The following is a 21169-nucleotide window of genomic DNA, read 5'->3' on the forward strand; positions in this document are numbered from 1 at the left end:
TCCCCCACCGCGCGCAGGAGCGCCTCGGCGACCTGACGCCTGCGCTGTTCATGGTCCGCCGTCCGTGCCATGAAAAATAACACGAAAATATTTTTCTGGACGCGAGGCCCCGTGCGGGGCCGGGCGGTGTGCGCCGCCCGGCCCCGCACGGGAGCGCTTCAGCCGCCGGCCGGCACCGTCCCGTTGATGCTCGCGACCCGGTGGGAGTCGTCGAAGTCCACGGTCACCCCGAAGTCCCGGGCGCCGAACGACAGCCGCCTTCCCTCGGCGTCGAACACCGGGTCGAGCCCGCGCATGGCGGCGTAGCCGTGCAGGGCGCGCCGGTGGTCCGACAGGGGCAGCTCGGCGAGGGACTGATGGAGCAGGCGCATCGTGCGGGCGGGGGAGGGCGGCGGCAGCAGGAACGCCGGGTGCTCGATGAGGAAGGCGACCCGTGTGCCGCCTCCGGCGTCGCCGGTGTAGGAGGTCCAGCTGCCCGTCAGGACCTTGGCCGCCTCGGCGAGGACGGCGGCCGCCATGACGGGTTCTCCCGAGGCGTGGGGCAGCGCGTCGAAGGGCACCTCGGGGTCGGAGAGCTCGGCGATCCCGTACTGGTGGCCGAGGTCGCGGACCCTGGCGGAGAACCCGGTGAGCTCCGCGGGGAAGCCGGAGGGGTTCGCCCAGGCCCACATCCACGATCCCGGACCGGGCGCGGCGCTGCCGAGGAGGTGGAACCGCTCACAGGTCAGGGACCGCTCCCCGGTGAACTCGAAGACGGGATTTTGCAGGTCCACGCGCCAGTCGTGCTCGCCCACCACCTCCGAGAGGTGGATCTGGTGTTCGAGTGAGAGGATCGCCGCGTCGTCGAGGATGTCGGTGAGGGACCGCGGAGTGTTCAGCATCCATGGATGCTAGTGCCTCCCTCCGACGGCCCGACCCCGGTGGACTCCGGGGGCGGGGCGCCGGGCGCCCGGCCGGTCGGGCCCCGGTGGCACCCGTCGCACCCGCCGGGCCATGGCACGCGCCACGAGCAGCCGGAACGCCCCGTCCGCCCGTTGTGATGCAATTGTCTACGGGTCCGCGGACCCGCGAGGACCCACGTGGTCCGCAACAGCACATCGACAGAGGGGGGTTGGTGCCCGATGACCGACCGCGCGTACGTGATCGCAGGATCGGAGGCCACCGGCGGCGCCGGCATCCAGGCCGATCTCAAGGCCTTCCAGGAACTGGGCGTCTACGGGATGGGGACGATCACCTGCATCGTGTCCTTCGACCCGAAGAACGACTGGGGCCACCGCTTCGTCCCGATCGCCCCGGACGTCATCGCCGACCAGATCGAGGCGGCGACCTCCTGCCACGACCTGGACGTGGTCAAGCTCGGCATGCTCGGCACCCCGGACACCATCGACGTGGTCGCCGACGGCCTGGGCCGTCAGCCGTGGCGGCACGTGGTCCTGGACCCCGTGCTGATCTGCAAGGGGCAGGAGCCGGGGGCCGCGCTGGACACCGACAAGGCGCTCACCGCGCGGATCCTGCCGCTGGCCACCGTGATCACGCCCAACCACTTCGAGGCGCGCACCCTCGCGGGCATGGAGAGCATCGAGACGGTGGACGACCTGGTCGAGGCCGCCCGCCGCATCCACGCTCTGGGCCCCCGGCACGTCGTGGTCAAGGGCGGTGTGGAGCTGCCCGGCCCGGACGCGGTGGACGTGTACTTCGACGGCGAGGAGGCGACCGTCCTCAGCGCCCCCAAGATCGGTGACGCGCGTGTGAGCGGCGCGGGCTGCACCTTCGCCGCCGCGATCACCGCCGAACTGGCCAAGGGCGCCGACGTGGGCAAGGCCGTGGACGTGGCCAAGGAGATGGTGCGCGAGGGCATCACCCACCGGGTGACCACGCACGCCCCGTTCGCCTCGGTGGCCACGGCCGCGCCGCGGGCCTGAGGGCTGCGCCTCCACTCCGACCTGCACGTTGTCCATTATGTCCAGTTTTTCACCTTACGTACGGTTGAGCCTTCCGCCGAGCGGTGAGGAAACCGGAGGGGACCGGACCCCGATGCAGGAGGTGGGTATGTCCGAACGCGACCAGGCCCGCAACAAGGCCGAGGAGTTCAGAGGCAAGGCCAAGGAGGGCCTCGGCAAGGCCACGGACAACGAGCAGTGGCAGGCCGAGGGCAAGGCCGAGAAGAAGACCTCGAAGCTCAAGCAGGCCGGGGAGAACATCAAGGACGCGCTGACCGGGAACGACAAGCCCGGCAGGTGACGATCCCACCGCCCCGGTGACGCGGGGAGGCGCCGGTGCGTCCGGACGCCTCCCCGCTCGCGTGTCATCCCCCCGGCTCCTCCGCGGGGGTGTCCCCCAGGGAGAGCAGCAGCTTGCGCAGCAGCGCCGCCAACTGCTCGCGCTCCCCCTCCTCCAGACCGCCGAGCAGGCGCAGCTGGTTGGCGACGTGCCCCTCCACGACCCGATCCACCAGGGCCAGCCCCTCCGGTGTGAGCCCCACGAGGGTGCGGCGCCGGTTGCCGGGGTCGACCTCCCGGGTGACCAGGCCGCGCCCGACCAGGCGGTCCACCCGGTGGGTCATGGCGGCGGAGCCGACCATGGTCATGGCGACCAGTTCCTTGGGTGTGAGGCGGCGGGGGTGGCCCGCACGGCGCAGGGTGGCGAGCACGTCGAACTCCCAGGACTCCAGCCCCTGCTCGGAGAAGTAGGCGCCGACGCCCCGGGACAGCAGCCGACTGGCCCGGGAGAGCCGTCCGAGCACTCCCATGGGGGCCGTGTCCAGGTCCGGCCGCTCGCGTGCCCACTGGTCGAGGAAGACATCGACGGCGTCGTTCATCCGGCGATCATAACGGCGCTCCCTTGACGGGATGAATCGCCCCGGCCTAATCTTTCGACATCGAACAGTTTGACATCGAAGGGTTCGCCGTCGAATGAGAACACGCCTCCCCCTGGCCGAGACCATCCGGTCCCGCCGCAGCGTCCGCCGTTTCCGCCCCGACCCCCTCCCCGACTCCCTGCTCGACGAGATCCTGGACACGGCCGTGGAGGCCCCCTCCAGCTGGAACTTCCAGTCCCGCTCGGTGGTCGCGGTCCGCGACCCCGGCAACCGCGAGGCCCTCGCCCGGGCCGCGAACGGCCAGCGCCAGGTCCGCGAGGCCCCCGTCACCCTGGTGTTCGTCGCCGAGACCGACTCCTGGCGCGAGGCCCTGGACGACATCTGCGGGACGGCCGTGCGCAACGGGGCGTGGAACGACGGGTGCGCCCGCACGACGGCCACGGCCGGGGCCGGCTTCCAGGACGACCTGGCCGCGCGCGGGCTGCTCCGCGAGTACGCGGTCAAGGACGCCATGATCGCCGCGACCTACGTGATGCTCGCCGCCGCCGACGCGGGTCTGGGCACCTCGCCCATGAACGGCTGGGACGAGGCCGAGGTCAAGAAGGTCATCGGCGCCGAGCACCGGGACGACCTCGCCGCCGCCCTCCTGCTCTCCGTCGGCCGCCCCGCCGAGCGGCGGGCCCACCCGGGACGCCGGCCGCGCGGGCACACCGTGTTCGGCGAACGGCACGGAAGGGCACTGGTGTGAACCGCGGACGGCTCGCCCTGGACTCCCTGCTCACGGCCCTGGCCCCGGCGGTGTGGGGCAGCACCTACCTGGTCACCACCGAACTCCTGCCGCCCGACCGCCCCCTGCTCGCCTCGGCCGTGCGCGCCCTGCCCGCCGGGCTCGTGCTGCTGGCCCTGACCCGGACCCTGCCCTCGGGCGCGTGGTGGTGGCGCGCCGCGGTCCTGGGCACGCTCAACATCGGCGCGTTCTTCTACCTGCTCTTCGTCGCCGCCTACCTGCTGCCCGGCGGCGTGGCGGCCCTGGTGATGTCGGTCCAGCCCCTGCTGGTCCTGGCCCTGGCCGCGCTGCTGCTCGGCGACCGGATCCGCCCGGTCCACGTCGCGGCCACCCTGCTCGGCGCGACGGGCGTGGGCCTGCTCGTCCTCGGCCCGGAGGCCGCCCTGGACCCGGTCGGAGTGCTGGCGGGACTGGCCGCCTCGGCCTCCATGGCGACCGGGATCGTGCTCACCAAGCGGTGGGGCCGCCCGCCGGGCGTGGGCGTCCTGGCCATGACCGGCTGGCAGCTGAGCGCGGGCGGGCTCCTCCTGGCGCCCGCGGCGCTTCTGGTGGAGGGCCTGCCCGGCCGCGTCACCGCGCCGAACCTCGCGGGGTTCGCCTACCTGAGCGTGGTCGGCGCCCTGCTCGCCTACGCGGTCTGGTTCCGGGGCGTCGAGCGCCTGCCCGCGCTGGCCGTGTCCTTCCTGTCCCTGGCCAGCCCGCTGACCGCCACGGCCCTGGGCCTGCTGGTCCTGGGCGAGACCCTCACGCCCCCGCAGGGCGCGGGCGCCCTGGTGGCGGTCGCCGCGGTGGCGCTGGTCCAGCTCACCCCGCAGCGACCGCCCGCGGACTCAGCCGACCGGGGAGAACCCGAGCCGGAGCCGGTGCCGCCCGGCCGCCAGGCGGTGTGCGGGGAGCACGCCGGGACCGCACGAGGCTGAACCGATGCCGTGGTGCGCCTGGTCCAGGTGCAGATGGATCCGGTCGTCGGGGACCAGCTCGTGGGGGTGGTCGGCCGCGTCGAGCGCCGCCGTGTCCCACCGGCGGGCGGAGAAGTCGAACACCGGGGCGCCCTCCACCCGCAGGCCCGTCCCGTCCGCCGCCCGCAGGACGAGCCACCTGGCGTCCGCCCGGTTGCCGTTCTCCTGGGGCCGCAGGTAGGGGGTCTGCAGAGCGTCGACGGTGCTGGAGAAGCGGCCCACCCGCGCGGCCTGGGCCACGTCCCGGTAGGCCTCGCCGGGACCGCGTCCGAACCACTCGACCCCGTCCAGGGAGGCGGGCAGGGCCGTGCGTACGCCAAAGCGCGGCAGGGGGCAGGGCCACTCCCCCTCGGCCTCGGCCTCCACGGTCAGGAGCAGGCGTTCTCCGGCGGCACCCCACCGGTAGACGGCGCGCATGCCGAAGTCGGCCGCGGCCGGGGCCAGCCGGGTCCGGACGACGAACTCCTCCCCCTCCCAGCCGGTGGACAGCAGGCGCTCGGTGATCCGGTGGAGCCCCGCCGCGCGCCACGGGGCGGCCAGCGAGACCCCGTGCCGGGCCACGTCGTTGTCGGTCGGGGCGCGCCACAGGTCCACCACGGGCGGGTCCACGGGCAGGCCGCCGACGGAGAGCAGCGCGCCCGTCCCCGCGTCCAGGAGGCCCGGGCCGATGCCCAGCGTGCCGTCCGCCGCGGCCGGCGGCGGAGGCGTCGCGGAGCCCTCCGGCCCGCCCGGCGCGTCCGCGTCCGCGTCGGTGTCCGCGGCCTCCGAAGCACCCACCCTGGCCTGCCCCCAGGCCAGCTCGTGCCCGGCCGGGGCCCAGGGCTCCTCCCCGGCCAGCCGGACGGACACGGTCAGCCAGGTCTCCCCGTCTCCGGGCGGCTCGGGCAGCACGGGCAGCGGCACGTCGGCGGCCTCCCCGGGCGCGAGCACCGGCACGTCCAGGACGCCCTCCCCGAACGGGACGCCCTCCTCCTCGACCCGCCAGGAGAAGGCCAGGCCCGAGGTGTCCCGAAAGTCCCAGGTGTTGGTGACGCGGACGCTCCCGGCCGCCGGGTCGGGGACCACGTGCACCGGCTCGACGGTCCTGGCGTAGGCGGTCAGCCCCGGTCCGGGTACGCGGTCGGGGAACAGCAGGCCGTCCGCGACGAAGTTCCCGTCGTGCAGGACCTCGCCGAAGTCGCCCCCGTAGGCGAACCACTCGGTGCCGTCCGGCTCCCGGCGGCGGATCCCGTGGTCGATCCACTCCCAGACGAACCCGCCCTGGCAGCGGTCGTGCCGCTCGAACAATCGCTGGTACTCCTCCAGCGCCCCCGGCCCGGTCCCCATGGCGTGCCCGTACTCGCACAGGACGAAGGGCAGGCCGCGCCGGTGGGCGTCGGCCGCCGGATCCTCCGTCTCGGCCTCCTCGCGCCTGCCGATGGCGTCCACCTCGTCGTGCGGCGCGTACATGCGCGAGTACACGTCCACGTACGGGCTGTCCCGGTCGCCCTCGTAGTGGACCGGCCTGGACGGGTCGTGCTCACGTGTCCACTCGGCCATGGCCCTCAGGTTCGCCCCGGTCCCGGCCTCGTTGCCCAGGGACCACAGGATGACGCTGGGGTGGTTGCGGTCCCGCCCGACGGTGCGGCGCATCCGGTCCAGGTAGGCGTCGCGCCAGCGCGGGTCGTCGGAGGGGTTGCCACGCCATCCGACCTCCTCGAACCCGTGGGTCTCCAGGTCGCACTCGTCCACGACCCACAGGCCCAGCTCGTCGCACAGGTCCAGGAAGTGGGGATGGGGCGGGTAGTGGCTGGTGCGCACCGCGTTGACGTTGTGCCGCTTCATGAGCAGCACGTCCTCGCGCATGGTCTCCCGTGGCACGGCGCGGCCGTGGTCGGGATGCCACTCGTGCCGGTTCACCCCCCGCAGCAGCAGCGGGCGGCCGTTGACGCGCAGCAGCCCGCCGGAGACCTCCACCGTCCGGAAGCCGATCCGCGTGCGGACCCGTTCCCCCGGCGCGCGCACCTCGGCGTCGTAGAGGCGCGGCACCTCGGCCGACCACGGCTCCACCGCGCCGACCGCGTGCTCCACCCCCGCGGCGGCGTCCACCAGCCCCAGCTCGGGGACGCTGACCAGGGCGTCCGGCGACCCCTCCACGTCGACGCGCAGGGTGCCCGCCCCGGTGGTGTGGTCGTAGGCGGCGTGCACGGCGAGGTCGTCGACCCCCTGCGGGGGCCGGGCGATGAGGGTGACGTCGCGGAAGATCCCCGACAGCCACCACATGTCCTGGTCCTCCAGGTAGCTCGCCGCCGACCACTGGTGGACGCGGACCGCCAGGGTGTTGCCTCCCGGGCGCAGCAGGTGGCCGACCTCGAACTCGGCGGCCAGGCGGCTTCCGGTGGAAAAGCCCAGCTCGGTGCCGTTGAGCCAGGCTCGGAACCAGGAGTCGACCCCGTCGAAGCGCAGCACCGCCGGGCCCTGCGGCCAGTCCTTCGGAAGGTCGAAGGTCCGCCGGTGGTCACCGGTCGGGTTGTCGTCGGGCACGTACGGGGGGTCGATCGGGAAGGGGTAGGAGATGTTCGTGTAGGCGGGGGAGCCGTGTCCGTGCATCTGCCAGTGGGCGGGCACGGGAAGGTCCGTCCACGAGGAGTCGTCGAAGCCGGGGGCCTCGAACCCGCCGGTGTCGGCCTCGGCCCGGGGAAGCAGCCGGAACCGCCACGTACCGTTCAGGTCCAGCGAGGGGGCGTCGGAGGAGAAGCGGGCGCGGGGCGCCAGGGTCCCCCGGGAGGGAGCGAAGTCCTCCAGGTGGGCGGGCTTGCGGTCGGCGGGCACGTCAGGCCTCCCTCAGGTGCAGGAGCAGGGCTTGGGACGGGTTGAGGTTGGGCAGCTGCACGCCGGAGCGGGTGAGCACCGCGCCGGACACGGTCGCCCCGCCCCCGGCGAACCACTCCGGGAGCACGTGCTGCATGGTCGAGGGACGCCCCGCCTCCTGCCGCCACACCAGGCGGTAGGTCAGGTCCCGGCGCAGGCCGGGCAGCCGGACGCGCCCGGGCAGGGCGCGCGCGGAGGTGGCCAGACGCGCGTACCGGAACACCGCCTCGCTCCCGTCCGGGTCGACCACCCCGTCGAGCTGGTCGGCGGGATCGGGTGCGTCGGCGTGCACGGCCTCGCCCGAGTGCAGCAGCGGGCGCAGCTCCTTGTACAGGCCGATCCAGGAGGCCAGCGCCCCGAGTTCGTCGTCGGTGCACCGGGTGATGTCCCACTCGATGCCGGCGTGGGACATCAGGCTGGTCAGGCAGCGCAGGGACAGGTCCGCGTCCCGGCCCGTGGTGTGGGCGGTGCGTCCGCCGACGTGGCTGCCGACCAGCTCGGGCGGCAGCAGCAGGGAGGTCCAGCGCTGGACGGCCAGCCGCTCCAGGGGGTCGTTGGTGTCGGAGGCCCACACGCGGTCGGTACGCTCCAGGATCCCCAGGTCCACGCGGCCGCCGCCGGAGGAGCACGACTCGATCTCCAGGCCGGGGTGGCGCTCGCGCAGCCGGTCGAGCAGTGCGTGCACGGCCAGGGTCTGCCGGTGCGTCCCGGCTCCCCCGGTGGGCGCGTGCACGGGTTCGAGCAGGTCGCGGTTGTGGTCCCACTTGAGGTAGTCGAGCCGGTACTCGGCGATCAGGGCGTCCAGGTGCTCGAACACGTGCCGGAAGGCCTCGGGGCGGGACAGGTCCAGCACCTGCTGGTTGCGGCTGGGCAGGGCCGTGCGCCCCTCGGCGGCCAGGATCCACTCGGGGTGGGCGCGCGCCAGGTCGGAGTCGGGGTTGACCATCTCCGGCTCCACCCACAGCCCGACCTGCATGCCCCGGGAGCGGACGTGGTCGAAGAGCGGATGCAGGCCCTCGGGCCACACACCGGTGTCCACGGTCCAGTCGCCGAGCCCCGCGGTGTCGTCGCGGCGCCCCCGGAACCAGCCGTCGTCCAGGACGAACCGCTCCACGCCGATTCCGGCGGCGGTGTCGGCGAGCCGTCTGAGCGTGGCGAGGTCGTGGTCGAAGTAGACGGCCTCCCAGGTGTTGAGGACCACCGGGCGCGGGGAGGAGGGGTGGCCCGGCCGGGCGCGCAGCCAGCGGTGGATCCGCGCGGACATGCCGTCGAGCCCCTGGTCGGACCAGGACAGGAACACCCACGGGGTGGAGTAGGACTCGCCCCGCGCCAGGCGGACCTCCCCGGGGTGGAGCAGCTCGCCGCCCGCGATCACCGCGTCGGCCTGCCCCGCGCCCTCGGGCAGGCGCTCGGCCAGGTGGACGTGGTCACCGCTCCATGCGGTGTGCACGCCCCACACCTCGCCGCCGCGGAAGCCGAACCCGGGTGTGCCGGCGACGAGCAGCAGCGGGGCGTCGTGGCCGGTCCGGCCGCGGCGGGAGGCGCGCATCCGGGTGCCCATCGTGAGCTCCTGGCGCTGGGGCGAGCGCTCGCGGCACCAGCGCCCGGTCAGGTCCAGGACCTCCTCCGCCTCCCGCGGCAGGGGCAGGGTGACCCGGAGGGTGTCCAGGGTCCACGGGTCGGCGTCGGTGTTGGTGACCGTGTTGCGTGCGCGGACCAGCCCGGAGGCCTCCATCCGGAGCTCGCACCGCAGTTCCAGCCCCCGGGCCCGCGCCAGGACCGTGAGGACTCCGCCGACGCCGGGGCCCGCGTCCGGCAGCGGGTCCTCGGAGACCTCGCGGACGGTCCAGTCGGGGAAGGTGGCCCGGCCCTCGTGGTGCCCGGCGATCCCGGGATGGCCGCGCCACCCCTCGGTCTGGGTGGGCACCAGCGACAGCCACTGGGACACGTCCACCCCGTTGTGCGCGGCGGGCGGCGCCGCGACGGCGGCGAGCCCTCCGGCGTCGGGCAGGTAGGCGCCCCAGTGCAGGACGTGGGGCAGCCCGGTCTCGGGCACGCCGAGGACCAGGGAGGTCCCCGCCGCGCTCAGGCCAACGGTGCGGTACGTCATTCTTTGCTGGCTCCCAGGGTGAGTCCGGCGACGAAGTGGCGCTGCAGCAGGAAGAACACGACCAGCGTCGGCAGGGCGACGATGACCGATCCCGCCGAGAGCAGGTTGTAGTCGACGAAGAAGGCGCTCTGGAGGTTCTGCAGGGCGGTGGTGATGGGCAGCTTGTCCCCGCTGGACAGCAGCGCCAGCGCCCAGAAGAAGTCGTTGTAGATCCAGGTGACCAGCAGCGTGGCCAGGGCGGCCAGGCTGGGACGGCACAAGGGGAGCACGACCCCCCAGTACTGCTGGAGCACCGACGCCCCGTCCACCCTGGCCGCCTCCAGCAGGGAGGCGGGCATGGCCTTCATGAAGTTGCTCAGCACGAACGTGCAGAACCCGATCTGGAAGGCCGTGTGGATCAGGACGATGCCGAGGTGGCTGTCGTAGAGGGATCCGGACTCGCTGATCCAGTACGGCAGTGGGATGGAGGTGTAGAGCCGGAACAGCGGGACGAGCAGCGCCTGGGCGGGCAGCAGGTTCGCGGCCAGGAACACCGCGAGCATCACCAGGTTGAACCTGCGGGAGTAGTTGGAGAGCACGAACGCCGCGCAGGAGGACAGGAGCAGCGTCAGGAGCACGGCCGGGACCGTGATGACCAGCGAGTTCCAGAAGTAGCCGGGCAGCTCGCCCTGGTTCCAGGCGTTGGCGTAGTTGTCCAGGGTGAAGCCGCCCAGGGACAGGTAGCCGTGCAGGGCGGTGTGGTCGTAGTCGCGGAAGGAGTTGACCAGCGCCCACAGGACGGGGAAGAACCAGGCCAGTGCCGTGGCGCCGAGGAAGGCGTGCAGCAGGGCCCTGGCCGGGCGGATCCTGCGGCGGCGGTACTGCCGGGAGGCGTCGGGGAGGGTCGTGGCGGTCACCGGTAGGCCCCTCTCAGCATGGTGGACACGTAGACGATGATGAACACCAGCGAGATCACCAGCATGATCACGGCCAGCGCGGAGCCGAAGCCCACACGGCTGGCCTCGCCGATGACGTTGGAGGTCACCAGAGCCGATATCAGCTCCAGGCCGTTGCGGCCCCGGTTGATGATCCACACGATGTCGAAGGCGCGCAGTGCGTCGATGACGGTCACGACGAGCACGACCAGGTTGATGGGCAGCAGGGCGGGGAAGACGACCCGGGTGAACGTGCGCACCGGCCCGGCGCCGTCGATGGCGGCGGCCTCGCGCAGGGACGGGTCGACCGCCTTCAGCCCGGCCAGGTAGAGCAGCATGATGTAGCCGGTGTGCCGCCACCCGGCCGCGACCAGCACCGCGTACAGGTTGATGTCGGAGTCGCCGAACCAGTCCACGGGCGGGACGTCGGCGACCACGGCGAGGAAGGCGTTGAGCAGTCCCTGGTCACGGGAGTAGATGAGCTGCCAGATGAACCCGACCAGGGCCAGCGACAGCACGACCGGCATGTAGAAGATGCTCTGGTAGACCGGGCCTCCGCGCAGCTCCCGGTCGAGCAGCACCGCCAGGAACATGCCGAGGACGGTGGGGACCGCGAACAGGGCCACCAGCCAGACCAGGTTGTTGCGCAGCGCCGGCTCGAACGGCGGGTAGATCGTGAACGCGTCCGTGTAGTGCTGCGTGCCGACCCACTCGATGGTCTCCAGGCCGCCGATGCCGTCCCAGCGGGTGAACGACAGGACGACGGTGGCCATGGCGGGCAGCCACACCAGGCACACCACGAGCAGGGCGGGCACGCCCAGCATCAGTGCGAGGGTGGCCCGGTCCCCCCTGCTGTTGCGCAGGCCCGGGCGCCGGGCGGCCGTGCGCGGTCGGCGCGGCGGGCCCTCTCCTGGCCGCGTGGCCCGTTCTTGGGGCGGTGAGGGGGCGTTGGACACCACACCCTTCTCCCTTCTGGTTCAGTGACCGAAGATGGACGCCTTCTGGCGCTGGATGGTGGCGGTCAGATCGGCGATGTCGTCCGGCTGCCGGACGAAGCGCTGGAGCGCGGGGATCATGACGACGGACGCGAAGTCGGGGCGGGTGTCCCGGTCCATGTACTGGGTGAGCGCCCCGGCGCCGGCGACCATGTCGTTGACCTTGGCGTCGAGGGCGCTGAACCCGCTGGTGTCGGCCTCCGTGTGGACGGGGAGCGCCTGCGGGTCGATCGCGGTGTAGATCTCCTGCGATTCCAGGGTTCCCATGTGTCCCACGAGCTCGCGGGCGCCCTCGGGGTTGCGCGGGTCCCCCGAGAGCATGAACCCGTCGATGGGCGCCTCGACCGTGTCGGCCCCGATCGCGGGGTCGAACTCGGGGAAGGTGAAGCAGTCCAGGTCGTCCAGGTCCTCCTCGGGGAAGGAGTGCGTGATGAACATGCCGCACAGCATCATTCCGGCCTCGCGCCGGACGAGTGCCGTCTGCGCCTCGTTGATGCCCCGTCCCAGGGGGTCGGGCTGGTGGTGGGGCAGCAGTTCGGCCCAGGCGCCGAAGACGCTCCTGACCTCGGGCGAGTCCCAGGAGTGGTCGCCGTTGAGCAGCTCCAGGTGGAACTCGGGACCGTTCAACCGCAGGTTGAGGTGGTCGAACATGCCCATCGCGGGCCAGCCCTCCCGGAGCCCCGAGGCGAGCGGGTCGAGCCCGTCCCCGCGCATCCGCCCGCACAGTTCGACGAACTCCTCGCGGGTGGCGGGGACCTCGTAGCCGTTCTGCTCGAACAGGCTCCTGCGGTGGAAGACCGCCCAGGGCGCGGTGGAGTCGGGGACCATGTACTGCTTGCCGTCGTCGGCGGTGCACAGGTCGCGCACCTGGTCGGTGAAGGCGTCCTTGAAGTGCCGGTCCCAGACCTCGGAGACGTCGCTGACAAGGCCGCGTTCGGCGAAGAAGCGCATCCGGTAGCCGGCGAACCATCCGATGACGTCGTCCGGGGTGCCCTGGAGGTAGTTGTTGATGCTCTCCTGGAATGCGGTGGACTGGAAGGTGTTGACCTCCACGGCCAGCCCGGAGGCCGCCTCGAAGTTCCCGACGCTCTCGCCGACGGCCTCGCGCTGGGCGGGATTGGCCCGGTTGGAGGCCATGGTGACCGTGTTCGGGTCACCGCGTCCGCCCGCGCCGCATCCGGCCAGGCCGGGCAGTGCCAGCAGTGTCCCGGCACCGGCCAGTCCGCGCAGCAGGGTGCGGCGCCGCAGGCCCGGTGGTCCCACAGGTCTGTGGTGCATCGGGGGCTCCTCCGAACAGGTGTGAAGGCGGTCACACGGACGTTCCACACATGTTCGACACTCCGTGCCTGACTTGTCAACAGTTACCAACGTTTTCCAACAGTTTTCCTCGATGGAACCTCCCGATATTGACACCAGACAGGAACATGCAAAACTAGAAACAACACGTTCAAACACTTTCGATCACGCCTGGGGGGCGGATGCTGGCTGCGCAACGGCAGGAGCTGATCCTCGAACAGGTGCGGCGCACCGGGGCCGTGCGGGTCGCCGACCTCGTCGAGAGCCTCGCCGTGTCGGACATGACCGTGCGCCGCGACCTCGACGCCCTGGAGCACCGGGGGGCGCTGCGCAAGGTGCACGGCGGCGCCGTCGCCCCGGACGGCGCCCGCACCGAGGAACCCGGCTTCGAGGCCAAGTCCACCCGCCAGGAGGACGAGAAGCACGCGATCGCCCGGGCCGTCGCCGAGCTGGTCGAACCGAACAGCGCCGTCGGCCTGTCCGCGGGCACCACCACCGCCACCGTCGCCGAGTACCTCGCCGAGACCCCGGGGCTGACGGTGGTCACCAACTCCCTGCGCGTGGCCGAGGTGTTCTACCGGGCCGCCCGCCCCGACCAGACCGTGGCGCTCACCGGCGGCTTCCGCACACCCTCCGACGCGCTCGTGGGCCCGCTCGCGCTCGCCTCCGTCCGCGGACTCAACCTGGACACCCTCGTCCTGGGAGTGCACGGCATGCAGGAGCGCGCCGGGTTCACCACCCCCAACCTCATGGAGTCCGAGACCAACCGGGCCCTGGTCGAGGCCGCCGCCTCCCTCGTGGTCGCCGCCGACCACAGCAAGTGGGGCACGGTCGGTATGAGCACCATCGCTCCGCTGGACCGCTGCGACGTGCTGGTCACCGACTCCGGCATCGACCGGGACGCCCGGGCCACCCTGACCGAGCACGTGGGCCGCCTACTGGTCGCCGACGTCCGACCGAGGAAGGAGGACGGATGAGGAGGACCTCCGCGCGGCTGGCGGACGGCCGCGAGATCGTCTACTTCGACGAGGGCGACACCGTCCGTGAACCCGCCCCCGACCTGCGTGACCTCCCCCCGTCCGCGACGGGCGCGGAGATGCGCTTCGACCCCCTGCTGCGCGAGTGGGTGGTCGTGGCCTCGCACCGCCAGGGCCGCACCCACCTGCCGTCCAGCCGCGAGTGCCCGCTGTGCCCCTCCGCGGACGGACGGCTGACCGAGGTCCCGTCCGCCTCCTACGACGTGGTCGCCTTCGAGAACCGCTTCCCCTCCCTGGTCGCCGACGACGGCCGGGTCCTGGAGGGCGTCGGTGAGCTGGAGGCCTCCCGGCGCGTGGCCGCGGGCCGCTGCGAGGTCCTCGTCTTCGGCTCCGACCACGACGCGTCCTTCGCCGACCTGTCCCCCGAGAGGGCGCGCACGGTCATGGCCGCCTGGATCGACCGGACCGAGGCGCTGTCGGCGCTTTCGGGCGTGGAGCAGGTGTACTGCTTCGAGAACCGGGGCCCCGAGATCGGGGTGACCCTGCACCACCCGCACGGGCAGATCTACGCCTTCCCCTTCGTCACCCCGCGCACCCGGCGCATGCTCGACTCCGCCGAGGAGTACCGTGAGCGCACCGGAGGCGACCTGTTCGCCGACGTGCTGCGCGCCGAGCAGGAGGCCGGGGTCCGGGTGGTCGCCCGGACCGACCACTGGACGGCGTTCGTCCCCGCCGCGGCCCGGTGGCCCGTGGAGGTGCACCTGTACCCGCACCGGCGGGTGCCCGACCTGCCCGCGCTGTCCGAGGAGGAGCGCGAGGACTTCGGCCACCTGTACCTGGACGTGCTGCGCCGCCTGGACTCGCTCCACGACGCGCCCCTGCCCTACGTCTCCGCATGGCACCAGGCGCCCGTGCGCGACCGGCGCGACCTCGCCCGCCTGCACCTGGAGCTGTTCTCGGTGCGGCGCGCCCCGGGCAAACTCAAGTACCTCGCCGGGACCGAGTCCGGCATGGGCACCTTCATCAACGACGTCGCGCCCGAGACCACGGCCCGACGGCTCCGGGAGGTCGCACCGTGAAACTGCTCGTCACCGGCGGCGCCGGATACGTGGGGAGCGTGGTGACCGCCCTGCTGCTCCGGGAGGGCCACGAGGTGACCGTGCTCGACGACCTGTCCACCGGGCACGCGGACGCCGTCCCCGCGGGCGCCCGGCTGGTGGTCGCCGACCTGCACGAGGCCGCCGGCGTGCTGGACCCGTCCGTGGACGCCGTCCTGCACTTCGCCGCGAAGTCCCTCGTGAGCGAGTCGGTGACCGCCCCGGAGAAGTACTGGCGCACCAACGTGTCGGGGACCCTGGCGCTGGCGGAGGCCACGCTGCGCCACGGGGTGCGGCGGCTGGTGTTCTCCTCCAGCGCCGCGGCCTACGGCGACCCCGGCTCCGACGCGCCGATCGGCGAGGCGGACCCGGCGGTGCCCACCAACCCGTACGGCGCGACCAAACTCGCCGCCGACCACCTGCTGGAGTCGTGGTCGCGGGCCCACGGGCTGGGCGCGGCGAGCCTGCGGTACTTCAACGTGGCCGGGGCCCACCTGGGGTTCGGCGAGCGCCACGACACGGAGACCCACCTGGTACCGAACCTGCTGAAGGCGGCCGCCGGGGAGGGCGGGAGCGCGAAGGTGTTCGGCACCGACTACCCGACCCGGGACGGGACGGCGGTACGCGACTACCTGCACGTCGCCGACCTGGCCGAGGCGCACCTGCGCGCCCTGGAGCACGTGCGGCCGGGCTCCTTCCGCGTCCACAACCTGGGGACCGGAGGCGGACACAGCGTGCGCGAGGTGATCAGGGCCGTCCGGCGGGTCACCGGCCGACCGGTGCCCGTGGAGGACGCCCCCCGCCGCGCCGGCGACCCGGCCGTCCTGGTCGCGGCCAACGACAGGGCCCGCAGGGAACTGGGCTGGGAGCCGGTGCGCACGCTCGACGAGACCGTCGCCGACGCCTGGGAGTTCGCCCGATCGCGCCGGGACGCGGCCTGACACCGTGCTCCGGCGCTCACCTCGCACAGACGGCCAAGGAGGCAGGACCGTATGGACGACGCGACGACCGTGTTCCACTCGGCGTTCGGGCACGGGCCCGAGGGCGTGTGGGCCGCGCCGGGGCGGATCAACCTCATCGGCGAGCACACCGACTACAACGACGGGTTCGTGCTCCCCTTCGCCCTGCCCCACGCGCTGACGGCCGCCGCGGCCCGGCGCGCGGACGGAACCGTGCGGTTCCGGTCCCGCCAGTCCGGGGACGGGTTCGGGGCCCGGCTGCCCGACCTGCTCCCCGGCGCCGTGGAGGGGTGGGCCTCCTATCCCGCGGGCGCGCTGTGGGTCCTGCGGGACGAGGGGTACACGGTGGACGGGATGGACCTGCTGGTGGACAGCACGATCCCGACCGGCGCGGGCCTGTCCTCGTCCGCCGCGCTGACGTGCGCGACCGTCATGGCCGCCGCCTCCCTGCACGGCGCGGTCCTGGAACCGGCCGAGGTGGCCCGGCTGGCCCAGCGCGTGGAGAACGACTTCGTGGGCATGCCGTGCGGGATCCTGGACCAGTCCGCGTCGATGCTGTCCACCGAGGGGCACGCCCTGTTCATGGACACGCGGTCCATGGTGACCGAGCAGGTGCCCTTCGACCCGGCGGCTGCGGGGCTCACCGTCCTGGTGGTCGACACCCGCGCCCCGCACCGGCTGGTGGAGGGCCACTACGCCGACCGCCGCCGGTCCTGCGAGGAGGCCGCGCGCCTCCTGGGAGTGGCGGCCCTGCGCGACGTCGCCGACCTGCCGGGGGCCCTGGCCGCACTGCCCGACGACGTGTCCCGCCGCCGGGTGCGCCACGTGGTGACCGAGAACGCGCGGGTGCTGAAGACCGTGGACCTGCTCCGGTCCGGGGACCTGCGGTCGGTGGGGCCGCTGCTCACCGCCTCCCACGCCTCCCTGCGCGACGACTACGAGGTCAGCGTCCCGGAGGTGGACACCGCCGTGGACGCCCTCCTGGCCGCCGGCGCGCTGGGCGCGCGGATCACCGGCGGCGGTTTCGGCGGGTGCGTGGTCGCCCTGTCGGACACCGACCGCGTGGAGGCCTGTGGGAAGGCGGTGCGGGAGGCCTATCGGGAGCGGGGCTTCACCAGGCCGGCCGTGTTCGGGGCCCTTCCGTCGGCGGGGGCGCGCCGCCTGTACCCCTGACCCGCGCGGCGTACGGGGCCCGCCGGTTCGTCCCCGCTGGATCAGGACGCCCCGCCCCACACCGTGGGAGCGATTCCATGGACAATGGTCGGTGGTCGAGACTAGGGAGAACGGCATGGGCCTCAGGTTCGGACTGCTGGGCACGGGCTACTGGGCGGCGGAGACGCACGCCGCGGCACTGGACGGGCACCCCGGCGCGACCCTCGCGGGGGTGTGGGGACGCGACCCGGCCAAGTCCTCAGCGCTCGCCGAGCGGTACGGGATCCGCGCCCACGACGATGTCGACTCGCTGCTGGCCGATGTCGACGCCGTGGCCGTCGCGCTGCCGCCCCACATCCAGGCGGAGCTGGCGCTGCGCGCCGCCCGGGCCGGGAAGCACCTTCTGCTGGACAAGCCTGTGGCGCTGTCGACCGCCGCGGCCGACGCGCTGGCCGCCGAGACGGAGGCGCGCGGGCTGGCGTCGGTGGTGTTCTTCACCAACCGCTTCTCCGACAACGTGACGGAGTTCGTGGAGTCGGCCGCCGAGGAGGGCGGCTGGCACGGGGTGCGGGCGACGCTCTTCGCGTCCATCTTCCAGCCGGGCAACCCCTTCGGCGCCTCCCCCTGGCGCAAGGAGAAGGGCGGGCTGTGGGACGTGGGACCGCATGTGCTGTCCCAGGTGCTGCCGGTGCTCGGCCCGGTCACGCAGGTGGCGGCGCTCGCGGGGCCGCGGGACACCGTGCACATGCTCACCCGGCATGAGGGCGGCGCGGTCGGCTCGTTCGCGGTGACCCTGGACGCCGCCCCCGACGCGCAGACCTTCGAGGTCGTGCTGCACGGCGAGCGCGGCTGGGTGCCGGTGCCCAGCGGCGACCGGAACCCGGTGGAGGCCTTCGGCGCCGCGGTCGACAGGCTGCTGGCACAGGTGGAGGGCACGGTCGGCGATCCGTGCGACGTGAGGTTCGGGCGGGACGTGGTGGCCGTGCTGGAGGCCGCCGAGACCTCGCTGCGCCTGGGACGGACCGTGGACGTGGACGGGGCCGCCGGGTAGACCCGGCGGCCCCGTGCCGGGGTGGAACCGCCTCAGGCGGTTCCACCCTCGCCTCAGGCGGTCCTACCCTTGGCCCCCTTGGAGTAGAGGCCGTCCGCGAGGTAGACGATCGCGGCCGCCACCAGCACCTGAATGATCACCGTGATGATCAGACTGCCGGTGAACATCGCTGCGAGCCAGCCGCCGACGAGGGCCGCCACGATGCCCAGGACCAGTGTCAGCCAGATCGGCAGGTGCTGCTTGCCGGGGACGACGAGGCGCCCCAGTGCGCCGATGATCAGTCCGATGACGATCGCGCTGATGATTCCGGTGATCTCCATAGGTTCCTCCGGATGTAGACGCGTTCTCCTACTGCCCGCTCCATGGAGGGGAAAACACCGGCGACACGCGCACGGGGACAAGCCTTTGCCGGCTCTGGAGGCACGCGTGGCGGACGCGTCGGACGCCGCCCGGTTCTGCCCTTCGCAGAAGGCCCGGGGACGACTCCCCGCCGCACGGACCGCGGCGTACGCTCGGGAGGAGACCGTCGAAACCGTGGAGGCCCCGATGTCCGACGTCCTTCGCTCCCTGGACGAGGCCCGCGTGGGCGGGCGCGCCGAGGAGCCGGGAGATCCCCTCATGCGCGACCTCATCGGCGACCTGCTGCGGCGCACCCGGACCGAGCAGGGCCGAACGCTGCGCGAGGTGGCGGAGGACGCCCAGGTGTCCCTGCCCTACCTGTCCGAGATCGAGCGCGGACGCAAGGAGGCCTCCTCCGAGGTGCTCGCCGCGGTCTACCGCTCCCTCGGGCTGAGCCTCTCCGACGTGCTGGGCGAACTGTACGAGCGGACCGTGGCGGTCCGGCTCAGGCGAACCGGCACCTCCCTCGGCGACTACCGTCCCGCGGCCGCCTCCCCCGCGGCCGTGCCCGTCCAGCGGGCCCAGGTACTGTCGCTGGCCGCCTAGCGGACCGGCCGCGAACGTCGCGGGCGTGGAGCAGGAGGCTCCACGCCCGTTGATCTTGTACCTATAGCGAGTTCGGGCGCCTTGGGGTCAAGTGGTCGTCGCAACGAGGAACTTGTTGAGGGCCTCGGCCGGGGTGGCCCAGCCCAGGGTCTGACGGGGACGGCTCCATGCTCCGCCCCGCCCGTCCGGGGCCCGGGCCCTCGCCGCCCGGGCCCCGGACGGCACCGCTACGCGGCGCGCCCGGCCGCGGGGGCGACCTCCCGGGTCGTGATGACCCCGTCCACCAGGCCGTACTCCCTGGCCTGCTCGGCGGTGAAGATCTTGTCCCGGTCGGTGTCGGCGCGCAGGCGCTCCTGCGTCTGCCCGGTGTGCCGTGCCAGGATCTCCTCCACCTGGGAGCGGACCCGCAGGATCTCCCCGGCCTGGATCTCCAGGTCGGCGGCGACCCCCTGCCCCTCTCCGGAGGGCTGGTGCAGCAGCACCCGCGCGTGCTCCAGCGCCATCCGCTTGCCGGCCGTGCCCGCGGCGAGCAGCACCGCCGCCGCGGAGGCCGCCTGGCCCATGCACACCGTGGCCACGTCGGCGCGCACGAACCGCATGGTGTCGTAGATGGCGGTCAGGGCGGTGTTCGAGCCGCCCGGCGAGTTGATGTAGAGCTGGATGTCGGAATCGCTCGACTCGTAGTCGAGGTGGAGCATCTGCGCCATCACCACGTTGGCGACGTCGTCGTCGATCGGCGTGCCCAGGAAGATGATCCGCTCCGAGAGCAGCCTGCTGAACACGTCGAAGGACCGCTCGCCGTGGGGCGTGCGCTCCACCACCACCGGCACCGTGTAGCGACCGCTCATCGTCCCCCTCCCCCCGTCCGGGTGGCGAACCCGGGAGGACCGGCGCCCAGCCGCAGGCCGCTGCCGTCCATCTGCGCCGCGGACTCGACCACGTGGTCGACGAACCCGTACTCCCTGGCCTCCTCGGCGGTGAACCACGCGTCGCGGTGCTGGTCCCGGGAGATGGTCTCCTCGGTCCGACCGGTGTGCTCGGCGATCAGCCGGATCATGGTCTGCTTGGTGTACGCCAGGTTCTCGGCCTGGATGGCGATGTCGGCGGCGGTCCCGCCCAGCCCTCCCGAGGGCTGGTGCATCATGATCCGCGCGTGCGGCAGGCTGTACCTCTTGCCCGGGGTGCCCGCACAGGCCAGGAACTGGCCCATGCTGGCGGCGAAGCCCATGACCAGCGTGGACACGTCGTTGGGTACGAATTTCATGGTGTCGTAGACGGCCAGGCCCGCCGAGACCGACCCGCCCGGGCTGTTGACGGCCAGCGTGATGTCCCTGCGCGGGTCCTCGTCGGCGAGCAGCAGGATCTGCGAGCACACGCGGTTGGCGCTGGCCTCGTCGACCTGCGTGCCCAGCAGCACGATGCGGCTGCGCAGCAGGCGCATCGCCAGCTGGTCGTCGAAGGCGCCGCCCGGGCTCTCCTCCGGGGCGGCGAGCCGTTCGTGGATCAACATGGAACCTCCCTCACCGGCCCCCTCGCGGGATGGTCGCCCGCCCGGCCGGTGATCCCAGCCTGCGGCGGCGGACCGGGCGGCCGCCACCGTTTCGGCCCGGGGCAGATCTGCCCACGGCAGACCCCGCCGCCCTCAGGTCTCGTCCAGGGCCTCGCGGAGGTCGCGCAGGAGGGTGAGCACCAGGGGCCTCAGCGACGGCCTTATGGCGTCGAAGACCTGCCGCTGCTTGCGCTCCATGTCCTTGCGGCGGATCGCGAGCACCCGCTCGCCCTCCTCCGTGATGGCCACCACCGTGCTGCGCTCGTCACGTTCGGAACGACGGCGCGCCATCATGCCCTTGCGCTCCAGCTGTTGGATCATGCGTGTGGCGGAAGGAGAGGAAACACCGACAATCTGGGCGACCGAACCGACACTGGGGTTGTCCATCCCGCGGACCGCCTCCATGAGGAGCGCCTGGGTGAGGGTGAGATCTTCGGCACCCCGGTGGCCGTGCCCGCTGCGGGAGCGGGCGTGGATCGCCGCGTTGATGAGTTCGGTCCAGGCGCGCTGGAACTCTTCGAGCTCGGCATCGCGCTGGTCAACACGGGCCCCGTGGGTCTCGTCGGGCACGAACTCGTGGGTCTCGTCGGGCACGAAACGGTCCTCGCAGGCTGGATGGGCGCCGCGGGTCCACGACCGCGCGGTGGTTTGACGTTTGTGTAGTCTAGCTATTAAATAGCCTTTGCACGCAAGTTCACATACATCCTTGC

Annotated in this window: 21 protein-coding genes; 10 read left to right on the forward strand and 11 right to left on the reverse strand. The window is 72.8% G+C overall.

Going from position 1 to position 21169, the window contains the following annotated elements:
• Window positions 1-158 precede the first annotated feature (158 nt).
• Window positions 159-881, reverse strand: coding sequence for a DUF6882 domain-containing protein (locus tag A6A08_RS01590; protein ID WP_199866812.1), 723 nt, complete (start codon window positions 879-881; stop codon window positions 159-161).
• A 240-nt stretch (window positions 882-1121) separates the two neighbouring features.
• Here A6A08_RS01590 and thiD point away from each other — a divergent pair, with 240 nt between their 5' ends.
• A complete protein-coding gene (gene thiD, locus A6A08_RS01595) occupies window positions 1122-1922 on the forward strand; it encodes a bifunctional hydroxymethylpyrimidine kinase/phosphomethylpyrimidine kinase (RefSeq protein WP_073700679.1) in 801 nt (266 codons plus the stop codon).
• Between the two features lie 127 nt (window positions 1923-2049).
• Window positions 2050-2241, forward strand: coding sequence for a CsbD family protein (locus A6A08_RS01600; RefSeq protein ID WP_073701053.1), 192 nt, complete (start codon window positions 2050-2052; stop codon window positions 2239-2241).
• 64 nt (window positions 2242-2305) lie between these two features.
• On the opposite strand, the gene A6A08_RS01605 is transcribed toward A6A08_RS01600, so the two are convergent.
• Window positions 2306-2818: a MarR family winged helix-turn-helix transcriptional regulator gene (locus tag A6A08_RS01605; protein ID WP_073700680.1), complete on the reverse strand. Its 513-nt coding sequence runs from the start codon at window positions 2816-2818 to the stop codon at window positions 2306-2308.
• Window positions 2819-2912: 94 nt separating this feature from the next.
• On the opposite strand from A6A08_RS01605, the gene A6A08_RS01610 reads away from it, so the two are divergent.
• On the forward strand, window positions 2913-3566 hold the full coding sequence (locus A6A08_RS01610; RefSeq protein WP_073700681.1) for a nitroreductase family protein: 654 nt from the start codon (window positions 2913-2915) through the stop codon (window positions 3564-3566).
• Entirely contained in the window at window positions 3563-4525 is a 963-nt protein-coding gene (locus tag A6A08_RS01615) for an EamA family transporter (RefSeq protein WP_073700682.1), read from the forward strand. Before A6A08_RS01610 ends, A6A08_RS01615 begins: the two co-directional genes overlap by 4 nt.
• Here the strand turns inward: A6A08_RS01615 and A6A08_RS01620 are convergent.
• From A6A08_RS01620 to A6A08_RS01640, 5 genes are read right to left on the reverse strand one after another with little or no spacing between them, the layout of a single operon-like run.
• Window positions 4436-7375, reverse strand: coding sequence for a glycoside hydrolase family 2 TIM barrel-domain containing protein (locus A6A08_RS01620; protein ID WP_073700683.1), 2940 nt, complete (start codon window positions 7373-7375; stop codon window positions 4436-4438). The two genes, A6A08_RS01615 and A6A08_RS01620, sit on opposite strands and share 90 nt — an antisense overlap.
• Before the next feature lies 1 nt (window position 7376).
• Window positions 7377-9524: an alpha-galactosidase gene (locus A6A08_RS01625; RefSeq protein WP_073700684.1), complete on the reverse strand. Its 2148-nt coding sequence runs from the start codon at window positions 9522-9524 to the stop codon at window positions 7377-7379.
• Window positions 9521-10420, reverse strand: a complete 900-nt coding sequence (locus A6A08_RS01630) for a carbohydrate ABC transporter permease (RefSeq protein ID WP_073700685.1) — start codon at window positions 10418-10420, stop codon at window positions 9521-9523. The genes A6A08_RS01625 and A6A08_RS01630 overlap by 4 nt, the downstream gene beginning before the upstream one ends.
• The gene (locus A6A08_RS01635; RefSeq protein WP_199866813.1) at window positions 10417-11397 is read right to left on the reverse strand and encodes a carbohydrate ABC transporter permease; all 981 of its coding nucleotides are present in this window, start codon (window positions 11395-11397) and stop codon (window positions 10417-10419) included. Before A6A08_RS01635 ends, A6A08_RS01630 begins: the two co-directional genes overlap by 4 nt.
• Before the next feature lie 18 nt (window positions 11398-11415).
• Window positions 11416-12711, reverse strand: coding sequence for an ABC transporter substrate-binding protein (locus tag A6A08_RS01640; RefSeq protein ID WP_073700686.1), 1296 nt, complete (start codon window positions 12709-12711; stop codon window positions 11416-11418).
• Between the two features lie 200 nt (window positions 12712-12911).
• On the opposite strand from A6A08_RS01640, the gene A6A08_RS01645 reads away from it, so the two are divergent.
• The 5 genes from A6A08_RS01645 (at window position 12912) to A6A08_RS01665 (ending at window position 17965) form a co-directional block, all read left to right on the forward strand.
• On the forward strand, window positions 12912-13706 hold the full coding sequence (locus A6A08_RS01645) for a DeoR/GlpR family DNA-binding transcription regulator (RefSeq protein ID WP_073700687.1): 795 nt from the start codon (window positions 12912-12914) through the stop codon (window positions 13704-13706).
• Window positions 13703-14785 (forward strand): galactose-1-phosphate uridylyltransferase, encoded by a 1083-nt coding sequence (gene galT, locus A6A08_RS01650; RefSeq protein WP_073700688.1) that lies wholly within the window; start codon window positions 13703-13705, stop codon window positions 14783-14785. The genes A6A08_RS01645 and galT overlap by 4 nt, the downstream gene beginning before the upstream one ends.
• Entirely contained in the window at window positions 14782-15744 is a 963-nt protein-coding gene (gene galE / locus A6A08_RS01655; RefSeq protein WP_073700689.1) for a UDP-glucose 4-epimerase GalE, read from the forward strand. Before galT ends, galE begins: the two co-directional genes overlap by 4 nt.
• A gap of 51 nt (window positions 15745-15795) precedes the next feature.
• The gene (galK, locus tag A6A08_RS01660; RefSeq protein ID WP_073700690.1) at window positions 15796-16935 is read left to right on the forward strand and encodes a galactokinase; all 1140 of its coding nucleotides are present in this window, start codon (window positions 15796-15798) and stop codon (window positions 16933-16935) included.
• Between the two features lie 115 nt (window positions 16936-17050).
• Entirely contained in the window at window positions 17051-17965 is a 915-nt protein-coding gene (locus A6A08_RS01665) for a Gfo/Idh/MocA family protein (protein ID WP_073700691.1), read from the forward strand.
• Between the two features lie 53 nt (window positions 17966-18018).
• On the opposite strand, the gene A6A08_RS01670 is transcribed toward A6A08_RS01665, so the two are convergent.
• Window positions 18019-18285 (reverse strand): GlsB/YeaQ/YmgE family stress response membrane protein, encoded by a 267-nt coding sequence (locus A6A08_RS01670; RefSeq protein ID WP_073700692.1) that lies wholly within the window; start codon window positions 18283-18285, stop codon window positions 18019-18021.
• A gap of 226 nt (window positions 18286-18511) precedes the next feature.
• On the opposite strand from A6A08_RS01670, the gene A6A08_RS01675 reads away from it, so the two are divergent.
• Window positions 18512-18910 carry a helix-turn-helix domain-containing protein gene (locus A6A08_RS01675; RefSeq protein WP_073701055.1) on the forward strand — a complete coding sequence of 133 codons (399 nt, stop codon included), beginning with the start codon at window positions 18512-18514 and terminating at the stop codon, window positions 18908-18910.
• A 227-nt stretch (window positions 18911-19137) separates the two neighbouring features.
• Here A6A08_RS01675 and A6A08_RS01680 read toward each other — a convergent pair whose 3' ends face one another.
• The 3 genes from A6A08_RS01680 to A6A08_RS01690 all read right to left on the reverse strand — a co-directional run bounded on the left by A6A08_RS01680 (window position 19138) and on the right by A6A08_RS01690 (window position 21029).
• Complete coding sequence (locus A6A08_RS01680; protein WP_073700693.1) at window positions 19138-19758, reverse strand: ATP-dependent Clp protease proteolytic subunit; 621 nt, start codon at window positions 19756-19758, stop codon at window positions 19138-19140.
• Complete coding sequence (locus tag A6A08_RS01685) at window positions 19755-20420, reverse strand: ClpP family protease (RefSeq protein ID WP_073700694.1); 666 nt, start codon at window positions 20418-20420, stop codon at window positions 19755-19757. The genes A6A08_RS01680 and A6A08_RS01685 overlap by 4 nt, the downstream gene beginning before the upstream one ends.
• A gap of 132 nt (window positions 20421-20552) precedes the next feature.
• A complete protein-coding gene (locus tag A6A08_RS01690) occupies window positions 20553-21029 on the reverse strand; it encodes a MarR family winged helix-turn-helix transcriptional regulator (RefSeq protein WP_073701056.1) in 477 nt (158 codons plus the stop codon).
• Window positions 21030-21169: the final 140 nt, after the last annotated feature.

This window comes from Nocardiopsis sp. TSRI0078, from assembly GCF_001905145.1.
GTDB lineage: Bacteria > Actinomycetota > Actinomycetes > Streptosporangiales > Streptosporangiaceae > Nocardiopsis.

What these genes read in the sequence shown, in the direction of transcription:
- A6A08_RS01590 (WP_199866812.1), bottom strand. Translation starts at nt 881, where the DNA reads ATGCTGAACACTCCGCGGTCCCTCACCGACATCCTCGACGACGCGGCG.
- thiD (WP_073700679.1), top strand. Translation starts at nt 1,122, where the DNA reads ATGACCGACCGCGCGTACGTGATCGCAGGATCGGAGGCCACCGGCGGC.
- A6A08_RS01600 (WP_073701053.1), top strand. Translation starts at nt 2,050, where the DNA reads ATGTCCGAACGCGACCAGGCCCGCAACAAGGCCGAGGAGTTCAGAGGC.
- A6A08_RS01605 (WP_073700680.1), bottom strand. Translation starts at nt 2,818, where the DNA reads ATGAACGACGCCGTCGATGTCTTCCTCGACCAGTGGGCACGCGAGCGG.
- A6A08_RS01610 (WP_073700681.1), top strand. Translation starts at nt 2,913, where the DNA reads ATGAGAACACGCCTCCCCCTGGCCGAGACCATCCGGTCCCGCCGCAGC.
- A6A08_RS01625 (WP_073700684.1), bottom strand. Translation starts at nt 9,524, where the DNA reads ATGACGTACCGCACCGTTGGCCTGAGCGCGGCGGGGACCTCCCTGGTC.
- A6A08_RS01640 (WP_073700686.1), bottom strand. Translation starts at nt 12,711, where the DNA reads ATGCACCACAGACCTGTGGGACCACCGGGCCTGCGGCGCCGCACCCTG.
- A6A08_RS01645 (WP_073700687.1), top strand. Translation starts at nt 12,912, where the DNA reads ATGCTGGCTGCGCAACGGCAGGAGCTGATCCTCGAACAGGTGCGGCGC.
- galT (WP_073700688.1), top strand. Translation starts at nt 13,703, where the DNA reads ATGAGGAGGACCTCCGCGCGGCTGGCGGACGGCCGCGAGATCGTCTAC.
- galK (WP_073700690.1), top strand. Translation starts at nt 15,796, where the DNA reads ATGGACGACGCGACGACCGTGTTCCACTCGGCGTTCGGGCACGGGCCC.
- A6A08_RS01665 (WP_073700691.1), top strand. Translation starts at nt 17,051, where the DNA reads ATGGGCCTCAGGTTCGGACTGCTGGGCACGGGCTACTGGGCGGCGGAG.
- A6A08_RS01670 (WP_073700692.1), bottom strand. Translation starts at nt 18,285, where the DNA reads ATGGAGATCACCGGAATCATCAGCGCGATCGTCATCGGACTGATCATC.
- A6A08_RS01675 (WP_073701055.1), top strand. Translation starts at nt 18,512, where the DNA reads ATGTCCGACGTCCTTCGCTCCCTGGACGAGGCCCGCGTGGGCGGGCGC.
- A6A08_RS01680 (WP_073700693.1), bottom strand. Translation starts at nt 19,758, where the DNA reads ATGAGCGGTCGCTACACGGTGCCGGTGGTGGTGGAGCGCACGCCCCAC.
- A6A08_RS01685 (WP_073700694.1), bottom strand. Translation starts at nt 20,420, where the DNA reads ATGTTGATCCACGAACGGCTCGCCGCCCCGGAGGAGAGCCCGGGCGGC.